At 69.3% G+C, this 11,238-nt stretch carries 9 protein-coding genes; 3 read left to right on the top strand and 6 right to left on the bottom strand.

Going from position 1 to position 11,238, the window contains the following annotated elements:
- The first annotated feature begins 32 nt into the window (after positions 1-32).
- Positions 33-797, top strand: coding sequence for a DNA-formamidopyrimidine glycosylase family protein (locus OG300_RS38030; RefSeq protein WP_405489586.1), 765 nt, complete (start codon positions 33-35; stop codon positions 795-797).
- Positions 798-836: 39 nt separating this feature from the next.
- Here the strand turns inward: OG300_RS38030 and OG300_RS38025 are convergent, their stop codons facing one another.
- Positions 837-1,820, bottom strand: coding sequence for an alpha/beta hydrolase (locus OG300_RS38025; protein WP_405489584.1), 984 nt, complete (start codon positions 1,818-1,820; stop codon positions 837-839).
- A gap of 23 nt (positions 1,821-1,843) precedes the next feature.
- Entirely contained in the window at positions 1,844-2,944 is a 1,101-nt protein-coding gene (locus OG300_RS38020; RefSeq protein ID WP_405489582.1) for a hypothetical protein, read from the bottom strand.
- A gap of 129 nt (positions 2,945-3,073) precedes the next feature.
- Here OG300_RS38020 and OG300_RS38015 point away from each other — a divergent pair, with 129 nt between their 5' ends.
- Positions 3,074-3,715, top strand: a complete 642-nt coding sequence (locus OG300_RS38015; protein WP_405489580.1) for a TetR/AcrR family transcriptional regulator — start codon at positions 3,074-3,076, stop codon at positions 3,713-3,715.
- 76 nt (positions 3,716-3,791) lie between these two features.
- Here OG300_RS38015 and OG300_RS38010 read toward each other — a convergent pair whose 3' ends face one another.
- Entirely contained in the window at positions 3,792-5,540 is a 1,749-nt protein-coding gene (locus tag OG300_RS38010; protein ID WP_405489578.1) for a glycerol-3-phosphate dehydrogenase/oxidase, read from the bottom strand.
- A 184-nt stretch (positions 5,541-5,724) separates the two neighbouring features.
- On the opposite strand from OG300_RS38010, the gene glpK reads away from it, so the two are divergent.
- Complete coding sequence (glpK, locus tag OG300_RS38005; protein WP_405489576.1) at positions 5,725-7,221, top strand: glycerol kinase GlpK; 1,497 nt, start codon at positions 5,725-5,727, stop codon at positions 7,219-7,221.
- A 75-nt stretch (positions 7,222-7,296) separates the two neighbouring features.
- Here glpK and OG300_RS38000 read toward each other — a convergent pair whose 3' ends face one another.
- From OG300_RS38000 to OG300_RS37990, 3 genes are all read right to left on the bottom strand, one after another.
- Entirely contained in the window at positions 7,297-8,481 is a 1,185-nt protein-coding gene (locus OG300_RS38000; protein WP_405489574.1) for a PLP-dependent aminotransferase family protein, read from the bottom strand.
- Positions 8,482-8,602: 121 nt separating this feature from the next.
- Positions 8,603-9,796, bottom strand: coding sequence for a hypothetical protein (locus OG300_RS37995; RefSeq protein WP_405489572.1), 1,194 nt, complete (start codon positions 9,794-9,796; stop codon positions 8,603-8,605).
- A 105-nt stretch (positions 9,797-9,901) separates the two neighbouring features.
- Positions 9,902-11,062 carry a hypothetical protein gene (locus OG300_RS37990; RefSeq protein WP_405489570.1) on the bottom strand — a complete coding sequence of 387 codons (1,161 nt, stop codon included), beginning with the start codon at positions 11,060-11,062 and terminating at the stop codon, positions 9,902-9,904.
- Positions 11,063-11,238: the final 176 nt, after the last annotated feature.

Genomic DNA, 11,238 nt, shown 5'->3' with positions numbered 1-11,238 from the left:
GGCCCCGGTTCCGAGGTCGCGGCGGTGCGCGAATGCCTGAAGGAGACACCGTCTTCCGAGCGGCCGCACGCCTGCGGGACGCACTGGACGGAAATGTGCTGACCCGCAGCGATTTCCGGGTGCCGCGTTACGCGACCCTCGATCTGTCGGGACAAACGGTGGAATCGGTGGGGTCCTACGGCAAGCATCTGTTCGTGCGCACCGGCGAGGTCAGCGTCCATACGCACCTGAAAATGGAAGGCGAGTGGCGAACCTATCCGACCGGACAACGCTGGGACCGGCCAGGATTCACCGCCCGCCTGGTGCTCACCACCGCCGACCGGGAGGCCGTGGGCTTCTCCCTGGGCACGGTCGAGGTGCTGCGCCGCGCGGACGAGCACACGGCCGTCGACCACCTCGGCCCGGATCTGCTCGGCCCGAACTGGGATCCCGCCGAGGCCGTCCGCCGCCTCCGACTGACCCCCGACCAGCCCATCGGCCTGGCCCTGCTCGACCAGACCAACCTCGCCGGAATCGGCAACATCTACCGCAGCGAAATCTGCTTCCTCCGCCGAATCCACCCCGCCACCCCGGTCGGCGCGGTAACCGACCTCCCCGCCCTGACCGACGAGGCCCACCGAATCCTGACCAAGGCCGCCCACGAACCCCCTTGGCGCGCTCAGGCTTACGGCCGTCAACGCCGCCCCTGCCCCCGCTGCGCCACCCCCTTGGTCGTCCACCTCCTGGACGACCCGGCCCACACCACCCGAGCCGACCGCGGCATCTACTTCTGCCCCCGCTGCCAGCCTTCGCCGTGACGGAATCTCCGCACCGACTGCGCTGCCGGTTCGGTGGGGTCAGAGGACGGTGCGGAGGAAGGTGGTGGTGAGGCGGATGGCGTGGGCGCTTTCGGGGAGGAGGGCGTCGAGTACGGGGAAGGCGTGTACCTGGTGACGCCAGATGTGGGTTTCCACCGGTCGGGTGGTGGCGTGCAGGGCTGCGGTCAAGGCTCGGATGTCGGGTTCGAAGAGTTCGCCTTCGGCGGCCACCAGGAAGGCGGGCGGGAAGATGGCGGGAGTGTCGACGGGAGATCTGGTGCCGCGCAGGGGGATCGGTCCGCGGTCCCATTGCTTTTTGACCCGTAGATAGGCGGCGAGTGGCTGGTAGGCGTCGCGGCGGAGTAGGCGGGCGTCGTGGCGTTCGATGTCGAGGCCGAGGGCGGGTGAGTAGCCGATGAACGCGGCCGGGGCGGTGATGCCGTCGAGCTGTGCGAGTTCGCAGATCTTGGCGGCCAGGAAACCGCCTGCCGAATCGCCCGCCACCACGATCCGCGCGTCGGGTTCGAGCTGTGCGCGCAGGGCGCGGTAGGCGCGGTAGGCGTCGTCTACGGCGGTGCCGACACCGGCCCCTGGAAGTTTGCGATAGCGCAGGGAGTACACCGGAATCCCCAGGGTGTCGGCGAGGCGGGCGCACAGGTGGCGGTGGGTGGTGGGGGCGCAGAACAGGAAGCCGCCGCCGTGCAGGTAGAGCAGGTGCGCGCCCGCGAGCTGGTCGGCGGCCGGACGACGCGGTGTGCTCACCTCGGCGGGGACATCGGCCAGGGTGGTGAAGGACAGGCCGACGGTGCGCGGATGCGGGAGGCGGGCGAAGAGGGCGTCGATGAACCGCAGCGCCCGCATGCCGAGGTCGTTGAGCGGCCAGATCCGGTAGATCGGCTTGAGCACGAGTCGCGCCAGCACCCACACGGTGAACGACAGTGGGCCCGACCGATGCGTATGCAGGTGCGGCCCAGCCGATTCAGGTGTTCCGGCCGCCGCTGCGACCGGGTCGGACGAGGTCATGTGGATCTCCTGAGATGCCCGAGTCAGCGCTGCGGGACCGTGATGGTGCCGTAGTCGAGTCCGCCGTGGCTGTAGGTGGGGACGATCGGCCACTGGCGTTTGCGGTTGGCGCATTCCGAAGACGGAATGATCTGACGCCACTGCGGGTTTCGCGGCGACGGGGAGGCCAGGGTCTTCTCCTTGACCATGGAGTCGTACTGGTCGAGGGAGTCCTCGAGGGTGTTGGCGTTGAGTACGACCTCGCGGCCGTAGAACTCGGCGGTGCGGCGCACGCCCGGGATCTTCGACAGTTCGGGCTGCCAACTGTCGGCGGCCATCCCGTTCTCCGAGGACACCCACACCCCGTCGGGGGTGTTGAGCACCAGGGAGTGGTTGCCGTCGGTGTGGCCGGGCGTCCACAGCAGGCTGACGCCGACACCGAGTTCGACGTCACCATCGAAGATTTCGAGCCGGTCCTCCGGGACACCGTCCATGCCCCCGTCGACGTACCAGGCCCACTGCATGGGGTGCACGGCCTCGAAGGTGCCGAGTTCGCGGCGGTGCACCAGCAGTTTCGCATTGGGGAACAACGGTTTCCGCGGTTCGGTCTCACCGGGGATCAGCTCGGTGCTGCCCACGATCATGCGCGGATCCTGGACGTGCAGGTGGTCGAAGCTGATGTAGTCGACGTCGGCGTTGGTCAGGCCGAGGCGTGGCAGCACGTCCTCGGGATCGTTGTAGTAGTCGACGAACAGCGATTCCAGGCCGAGGCGGCGCGAGAAGCTCTGCAGCTGATGGTAGAAGGGCGCTTCCGCCGAGCCCGCGGCCACGGTCGGCTCCCAGACCAGCGTCTTGGGCTTGCCGTCGAAGCCCTCGAACTGGATCACGAACATCCGGTTGATGATCGAGATGAACGGATTGACGTTGATCGAGTAGCCCTGGAACGCGAAACGGGCGGGATAGGGGGCCGCGGCGATGTCGAAACTCTTGACCGCCCGCACCTGCCCCTGCGCGAGAAACCGCTCCCGGTAGGCGCGGGCCGCGTCGCGGACCGCCTCGAGCCGCCGGCCGCGCGGCCAGATCTGGTGTACGCCTTCGAATTCCGGTATCGGTCGCAGCGTGGCGGTGGATTCGGTCGCAGTCATCGGTTTTCCCTGTGGGGTGTCGTCGGAGAGTGCCCAGGACTGGTGGCTGTCGCCAGCATTCTGACAATTGAGCGTGTCAGAATGCGGCCGGGCTAGTATTGCACCCCGCCAGCAGAAAGGGAATCGTCCATGACACTGTCCGGACCGAAGCCCGCCGGCCGGAAATATTCGGGCGTCCCACTCGAGGAGCGCGTACGCCAGCGCCGCACCGCCATCCTCGAATCCGCGCTGGAGCTGTTCGGTGGCGCCGGGTACGCGGCGACCTCGATCAAGCAGCTCTGCCGGGGCGCGGGGCTGACCGAACGCTACTTCTACGAGTCGTTCACCGACCGCGAGGCCTGCCTGGCCGCGCTCTACGACGAACTGTCCGAGGGCATGCGGACGGCGACCGGCACCGCCCTGGCCGCCGCCGAACCGGAACTCGGCGCCCTGACAGTGGCCGGAATCGACGCCTTCGTCCGGTATCTCACGGCCGACCCACGCCGGGCCCGCGTCGTATTCATCGAGGTCGTCGGCATCTCACCGGCGATGGAGCAGCGCCGCCACCGCATCCTGCGCGAGTTCACCGATGTCGTCACGACCACCTGGCAGGCCGGCGGCCCGCGGACCCTCACCCGAGCCGACCGCCTGACCGCGACCGCCCTGGTCGGCGGCGTCAACCACCTGCTCGTCGACTGGCTGATGGACGGGCAGCGCGACGAACCCGCCGAACTCACCGCGGTATGCGCGCAACTGTTCACCGCGGCCAGCGAAACGCGTTCCCGCAGTTAGATTTTCGACCATACCGGCGAAAAATAAACCGGCGCTCCAGGATTCGCTCCCGAAGCGCCGGTTCGACCGAACGTGACTAGACGGTTTCCGACGTGCTGGTCGGCACCGGATCGAGGACTTCGCGACGAGCCTCGGGAGCCTCCTGACGGAGGGCGTCGGCGGAGGCATCGTCTGGGCGGGTCTGGGACTCGATCTCGGCCTTGACGCGAGCGGTGTAGACCGAGACCTCACGGTCGATATCGGCTTCGGTCCAGCCGAGAACCGGCGCCACCAGGCGGGCCACCTCATCGGCGGAATCGACACCGCGGTGGGCGTATTCGATGGAGATGCGGGTGCGGCGGGCGAGAATGTCGTCGAGGTGCAGGGCCGCCTCGGCGGCCGCGGCGTAGACGGCCTCGACGCGCAGGTAGCCGGGGGAATCGGTAATGGGTTGCAGGAGATCGGGATTGCCGTCGGCGAGGCCGAGGACCTCGTCGATGAGGGAGCCGTAGCGATTGAGGAGATGCTGGACCCGGTAGGGGTGGATGCCGTACTTCTCGGCGAGGTGCGGGGTCTGGTTCATCAGGGCGTGGTAGCCGTCCGCGCCGAGCAGCGGGACGCGTTCGGTGACGGTGGGCGGGACGCGACGCGGAATGTCCTGTGCCGCTTCGTCGACCGCGTCGTAGGCCATCACCCGGTAGGTGGTGTACTTGCCGCCCGCGATGGCGACCAGACCCGGTGCGATGCGGGCGACCGCGTGCTCACGCGAGAGCTTGGAGGTCTGGTCGCTCTCGCCCGCCAGCAGGGGGCGCAGGCCCGCGTAGACGCCGGTGATGTCGGCGTGCGTGAGCGGGGTGACCAGCACCTTGTTGACGTGCTCGAGCAGGTAGTCGATATCGGCCTTGGTGGCGGCCGGATGCGCGAGATCGAGATTCCAGTCGGTGTCGGTGGTGCCGATGATCCAGTGGTCGGTGCCCCACGAGATGACGAACAACACCGACTTCTCGGTACGCAGGATGAGCGAGGTGTCGCTGATGATGCGGTCGCGTGGCACCACGATGTGCACGCCCTTGGACGCTCGCACATGGAATCGGCCACGCTGATGCGCCAGGGACTGGAGTTCGTCGGTCCAGACGCCGGTGGCGTTGATGACGACGCTGCCGCGCACCTCGGCGGTGCGGCCGTCCTCGCTGTCGCGCACCTTCACGCCGACCACCCGATCCGCCTCGCGCAGGAAGCCGACCACCTGGGTGGAGCTGCGGATCACCGCGCCGTAGTGGGCGGCGGTGCGCGACAGGGTCATGGTGTGGCGGGCGTCGTCGACGACGGTGTCGTAGTAGTTGACGCCGCCGGTGAGGGCGGTGCGCTTGAGACCGGGGGCCTGTCGCAGCGCGGCGGAGCGGGTCAGATGATGCTGTCCCGGAACGGATTTCGCGCCACCCATGGTGTCGTAGAGCACCAGCCCGGCGGAGACGTAGGGCCGCTCCCAGCCGATGTGGCTGAGCGGGTAGAGGAACTTCAGCGGCTTCACCAGGTGCGGGGCCAGGCTCGACAGCGCCAGCTCGCGCTCCTTGAGCGCCTCGCGAACCAGGCCGAACTCCATCATCTCCAGGTAGCGCAGGCCGCCGTGGAACATCTTCGAGGAGCGACTCGAGGTGCCGGAGGCCAGGTCTCGGGCCTCCACCAGGGCGACCTCGAGGCCGCGGGTGGCGGCGTCCAGGGCGATGCCCGCGCCGACCACGCCGCCGCCGATCACGATGACGTCGAAGTTGTCCTTACCGAGCCGGGCCCAGGCAGCTTCGCGCTGCTCGGGGCCGAGGAACAGTGATCGCGGATGCTTCGTCATGCTCGACTCCTCCAGCCCTCGCCGCAGTGCCGACGCGGCGTTCGTATCCGATTACGCTCTGGTCGAAGCTAACTTTCGGCTACCCGCAGGCAACCGTAACCCACACTAATCGGTCATCGGGGCACCCGCGACGGCACGGGTGTTCCCGGGCCGGATCGCCGTCATCGTCGGCTAGCCTCGATCGATGCGTCGCTATGTAGCCGCGATCGATCAGGGCACCACGTCGAGTCGCTGCATCGTCTTCGATCACCAGGGCCGAATCGCCGGAGTCGCGCAACGCGAACACGAACAGCTGTTCCCGCGCCCGGGATGGGTCGAGCACGATCCCGAAACCATCTGGCGCAACACCGAATTCGTGATCGCCAAGGCCCTGGAGCGCTGCGGGGTCGGGGCCGCGGAGATCGCCGCCGCCGGTATCACCAACCAGCGCGAGACCACCGTGGTGTGGGAGCGCGCCACCGGCAGGCCGGTCCACAACGCCATCGTCTGGCAGGACCTGCGCACCGCCGACCTCACCGTCGAACTGGCCGGTGACCAGGGGCCCAACCGCTACGCCGACCGCACCGGACTGCCGCTGTCCACCTATTTCGCCGGACCGAAACTGCGCTGGATCCTCGACCGGGTGCCCGGCGCCCGCGAACGCGCCGAGGCCGGGGAGCTGTGCTTCGGCACCATCGACAGCTGGATCCTGTGGAAGCTCACCGGACGACACATCACCGACGTCACCAATGCCTCGCGCACCATGCTGATGGATCTGCGCACGCTGCAATGGGATCCGGCCATCTGCGCCGAATTCGGCGTCCCCGTCGCCATGCTGCCCGAGATCCGCAGCTCCTCGGAGGTGTACGCGGACATCACCACCGGCGCGCTGGCCGGGGTCCCGGTCGCGGGCATCCTCGGCGACCAGCAGGCCGCCACCTTCGGCCAGGCCTGCCTGTCCCCCGGCGACACCAAGAACACTTACGGCACCGGCAATTTCATGCTCATGAACACCGGCACCACCCCGGTCTTCAGCGAGCACGGCCTGCTGACCACCGTCTGCTACCGGCTCGGCGACCAGCCCGCCGTGTACGCCCTCGAGGGTTCGATCGCGGTGACCGGCTCGCTGGTGCAGTGGCTGCGCGACAATCTCGGCCTGATCGACTCCGCCGACGAGATCGAGCCGCTCGCCCGCACCGTCGCCGACAATGGCGGCGCGTACGTGGTGCCCGCCTTCTCCGGCCTGTTCGCCCCGCGCTGGCGGCCCGACGCCCGCGGCGTGGTCGCGGGCCTCACCCGATTCGTCAACAAGGGCCACCTCGCGCGAGCGGTACTGGAGGCCACCGCTTTTCAGACCCGCGAGGTGATCGACGCCATGCGCGCCGACGCCGAGGCCCAGCGCATCGACGTCGAGAAGGTCACCCTCAAGGTCGACGGCGGCATGGTGGTCAACGAACTGCTCATGCAGTTCCAGGCCGACATCCTCGACGCCCCGGTGGTGCGCCCGGTGATCACCGAGACCACCGCCCTCGGCGCGGCCTACGCAGCGGGCCTGGCCGTCGGCTACTGGTCGAGCACCGACGACATCCGCGCCAACTGGGCCGAGGACAAACGCTGGACCTCGGCCATGTCCGCGACCGACCGCGACCACCTACTGCGCGAGTGGAACAAAGCGGTGGAACGCACCTACGACTGGGCTTGATCACCACTGTCCCGAACCAGGCTGCGACACAGCACATTCGGCTGCCTCGCGACACTCACGAGGCAGCCGGACCGCTCAGGCCTTTGCGGCGTGCGCGCGGGCCAGGCGGTCGACCGCGTCTTCCAGCACCGCGGCCTCGGAGGTGGTGAAGCACAGGCGCATCGAGTGGCTGTAGTCCGTGGAAACGGCGAAGGCGTTGCCGGGGACGTAGGCGACGCCCGCGTCCAGGGCCTTCGGCAGCAGCGCGGAAGTGTCCGTGCCGTCGGTGAAGTCGACCCAGACGAACATGCCGCCCGCCGCGTCGGTGCTGATCACCCGGTCGCCGAAGCGGTCGCGGACGGCGGAGACCAGGGCGCGGGCGCGTTCGCCGTAGACCTTGCGCACCGAATCGACGTGGGTGGCAAGCCAATCGGTGTCGGCGAGCAGGTCGGCGGTGATCTGCTGGGTGAGGGCCGAACCGCACAGGTCCGCGCCCTGCTTGAGCAGTTCCACCGCCCGGCACACCGGCGTCGGCGCGACCATCCAGCCCGCGCGCAGCGTCGGGGCGAGGATCTTGGAGGCGCTGGAGAGCCGAATCACGTTGGGCGAGTAGGTCGCAACGGCGTCCGGGGACGGACGGTCGAACCAGAGTTCACCGTACGGATCGTCCTCGATGATCCAGAACCCGTACTGCTGCGCCAGTTCCGCGAGTTCCCGGCGACGTTCCGGGGCGAGCGTGACACCGCCGGGATTGTGGAAATTGCTGACCGTGTGGACGACCGCCGGTCGCTCCCCCGCCGCGAGCAGCTCGCGCAGGGCGTCCACGCGCATGCCGTCGGCGTCGAGCGGCACGGCCACGATGCGCGCGCCCGCGGCCCGGAACACCTGCAGCGCACCGACATACGCGGGATCCTCGACCACGACCAGCGAGCCGGGATCCAGCAGCACCTCCGACAGCAGTGACAATGCCTGCTGCGAGCCGTGGGTCACGAACACCTCGTCGACCGGGACGGTGCGGCCCAGCCGACCGGATTCGCGCGTCGCGAGCACCTCGCGCAGCGGGCCCCAGCCCGGCGACTCGGTGTACTGCAGGCGGGACCGGTCCGAGAGCGCCGCGGCGGCGGCTACCGCGATGCGATCGCGTGGCATCAACTCGGCATCCGGCAGACCACCGGCCAGGCTGAGGATGTCCGCGCGCGAAGTGAGCTTCAGCAGGTCACGGATCGCCGAGCTCTGCAAGCCGTCGAGACGCTCGGCGAGCGGCGGAAAGGTCGCGGACATGAAACACCTCCGAGGGAACGCCGGGGTTCGCGAAATTCCACCATGTCACACGGCGACCAGGATATGAAATCAGATTCCCACTATTTGAGACGCACGGTCCAGTTCGCGGGAACCGGCCCGGTCACGGCGGATAGTCGATGGACAGGATCAGATGCTTGCCGTCCCGCACCACGGTGGTGATGCGCTGCCCGTAGATCTTGGTGGTGCCGTCCGGCCGATGCTCGGTGAGATCCACGTCGTAGAGCTCCGGGCCGATCCCGTTGATCTGCAGGCAGTACGTGGTGCCCGCCTTGGTGGGATCGATGCCCTGCTGCTGGATGATGTCGGCGGTCGCGACGGTCGCCGAATCGGGGGCCACCACCTCCCGCGCCTTGACGCCGCTGCGCTCCACATAGAAAGCGTGCTCGAAGGCCATGATGGCGTCGGGGCCACTGCCGGTGCCGCCCGGCCCGTTGCCGATGGTGAGACTGCCGTCCTGCTTGGCCGGGCAGCTCAGCGCCGCGGCAGTGGTCGGCGCCGCGGATTTCGGATTGCCCAGCGTGGTCGCGCCGCCCGCGACCGGAGTCTCGTCCTTGCGGCCGTCCCCGCCACCGGTGGTCATGAAGACCACCAGCCCGGTGACGGCCAGCACGCCCACCACGCCACCGGCGATCGCGCCGATCCGGCCCCACGGCGGAGCTTCCTTCGGCTTGGCCTGCGGCACAACGGTTTTCGGTGCCAGCGCCTGCGCGATGGGATCGTCGGACCAGGCCAGAGATTCACCGTCGCCCGGCGTCTCCGGCGGCGGCACCGGCGGGAACCCGCTCGGCGCGGACCGCCACCAGGAACCGGCCTCCGGATCGGCGGCCGGGGCGGCATCGGGAATGCGGGTGGTCTGCTCGGGATCCGGGGTCTCGGCGCGGAAATTCACGGTCTGCTCGACATCGCCGACCACCGGAGCCGGTCCGGTGTACGGGCCGCCGCCCACCACCGGGAACTGACCCGTGTGCGGTGCGCCGACCACGGGGAACTGCCCGCCGGTCACCGGCGGATACTGCCCGGTCACCGGCGTCCAGGAATCCGGCGCGCGATACTGCGGCGGCACCCCGCCCTCCGCGGGCCGCCACGCCAGATCCGGGCTCTGCGGGCCCGGCGCGGGCGTCCAGCCGGGCGCGGGCGCGGCGGGCGCGGGACCGAATTCGTTCAGGGACGGACCGAAATCGCCCAGCGAGGGCCCGAATTCGGACTCCGGCTGCTTTCCGCCACCACTCGACGCGGCCTCGGACCCGGGCTCGGTGTCCGGGCGGTCGGCGGCATCATCGTTGCCGGAAACCATCACCCGTCCTTTCACCACATACGCGTGGGGCGGTCGCATCCGACCGCCCCACCCGACGACTCTGTTCTCCCGCGGCTACCGGAGGACCGGTCCCGCGGGTCCGGCTCAGTACTGGACCGAGCCACCGACCTGCGCGGTCACGCCACCCACGTCGACCGACTGCGACGGCTTGTCACCCTCCGGGAGCCTACCAATCTGCGCGGCCGCCTCCATGATGGTGGCCCCGCCCGGCAGCAGCCGGATGAAGTTCTCGGTGTCGGACTTGGCGGCGTTGACGGCCGTGGTGTCCAGCAGGAATTCCATCTTCTGATCGTTGTCGGGACCGTTGCCCGCGAACGCCGTCACCTTGATCTGGTTGACGGTGGTGAAGTCCAGCGACATACCGGCCTCGTTCATGCCCGCCGGGGTGGTGTAGCCGATGGTGCCGACGTACCCGTCCAGGTTGCTGAAGTGGTGGGTGTTGGCGGCCCAGCCGGGCAGGATCGCGCCACCGTCGAGGTTGACGCCGAGCTCGGTGTGCGGACCGGTCATGGTGACGACCGGGGCCGCCGGGGCGGTGTCGACGGCCGGGGACTGCCACTGCGGCTGCTGTGCCGGGATGGTGGCCTGCGGACCGGTCATGGTGTCCACCGACGGCTGCGGGGTGGTGTCGACGGCCGGGGTCGCGGTGCCCGCGTCGCCCGGCTTGGTCGGCTGATTCGCCTGCTGCCCCGGCTGATTCGCCTGACCGGGAGTCGTCGACTGACCCGGCTGGGTGGGCTGCACGGCGGCGGGCTGCACCTGGCTCTGCTGACCGGGCACCGGCAGCGGCGCGACACGCGGCACCGTCACACCCGGCTGTACGGGACGCACGGACTTCGGCGTGTTGCCCTGCGGGTTGGTGCCGGCGGGCTGGGTGTTGGCGTTGCCATCGGCCTTGGGGCCGTTGGCATCCGGCTGCGTACCGGCGGGCTGGGCGCCGTTGTCCGGAGTCGGAGTGGTGGGCGTGGTGGTGCCCGGCTGCGGCTTGATGGTGCCCGGCTGCACGGTGCCCGGCTGAACTGTCCCGGGCTGCACGGTATCCGGCGTGGTGCCGGTCTTCGGCGCGTCAGGGGCCGGAGCCTGGGTGGTCGGGCTGGTGCCGTCGGGCTGCTGGTCGGCGGGGACCGCACCCGGATCGGCGGGGGCGGCGTTGGCGGGTGCGGACAACAACGACACCACCGCGGCCGCGCCGGCCAGCGTCAGGGAGGTGCTCGCCTTGATCCGACTCGGCTTGCGGTGCTTCACGTTTCGCTCAATTCAGTCGTCCCTCTTCGGCACGACCGGAGTCCGGGCGACGCCGAGACCCGCATCGGGGCGGATCGAGTCCCCCGGTACGCCACTCGCGACCGCCCTGCCGATCGCTTCCGCCGCGAACTTAATCACAAGGGAGACAACGCAGCAAGACGGGGCCGGAGATCAAC

Source organism: Nocardia sp. NBC_00511, assembly GCF_045161165.1.
In the GTDB taxonomy this organism is placed as follows: Bacteria; Actinomycetota; Actinomycetes; order Mycobacteriales; family Mycobacteriaceae; genus Nocardia.
Note: the sequence above shows the minus strand (reverse complement) of the source record. Positions and strands in the feature narration are given on the sequence as shown.

Excerpts from the sequence above, each read along its gene's own strand:
- OG300_RS38030 (WP_405489586.1), top strand. The coding sequence starts at position 33 with ATGCCTGAAGGAGACACCGTCTTCCGAGCGGCCGCACGCCTGCGGGAC.
- OG300_RS38025 (WP_405489584.1), bottom strand. The coding sequence starts at position 1,820 with ATGACCTCGTCCGACCCGGTCGCAGCGGCGGCCGGAACACCTGAATCG.
- OG300_RS38020 (WP_405489582.1), bottom strand. The coding sequence starts at position 2,944 with ATGACTGCGACCGAATCCACCGCCACGCTGCGACCGATACCGGAATTC.
- OG300_RS38015 (WP_405489580.1), top strand. The coding sequence starts at position 3,074 with ATGACACTGTCCGGACCGAAGCCCGCCGGCCGGAAATATTCGGGCGTC.
- OG300_RS38010 (WP_405489578.1), bottom strand. The coding sequence starts at position 5,540 with ATGACGAAGCATCCGCGATCACTGTTCCTCGGCCCCGAGCAGCGCGAA.
- glpK (WP_405489576.1), top strand. The coding sequence starts at position 5,725 with ATGCGTCGCTATGTAGCCGCGATCGATCAGGGCACCACGTCGAGTCGC.
- OG300_RS38000 (WP_405489574.1), bottom strand. The coding sequence starts at position 8,481 with ATGTCCGCGACCTTTCCGCCGCTCGCCGAGCGTCTCGACGGCTTGCAG.
- OG300_RS37995 (WP_405489572.1), bottom strand. The coding sequence starts at position 9,796 with ATGGTTTCCGGCAACGATGATGCCGCCGACCGCCCGGACACCGAGCCC.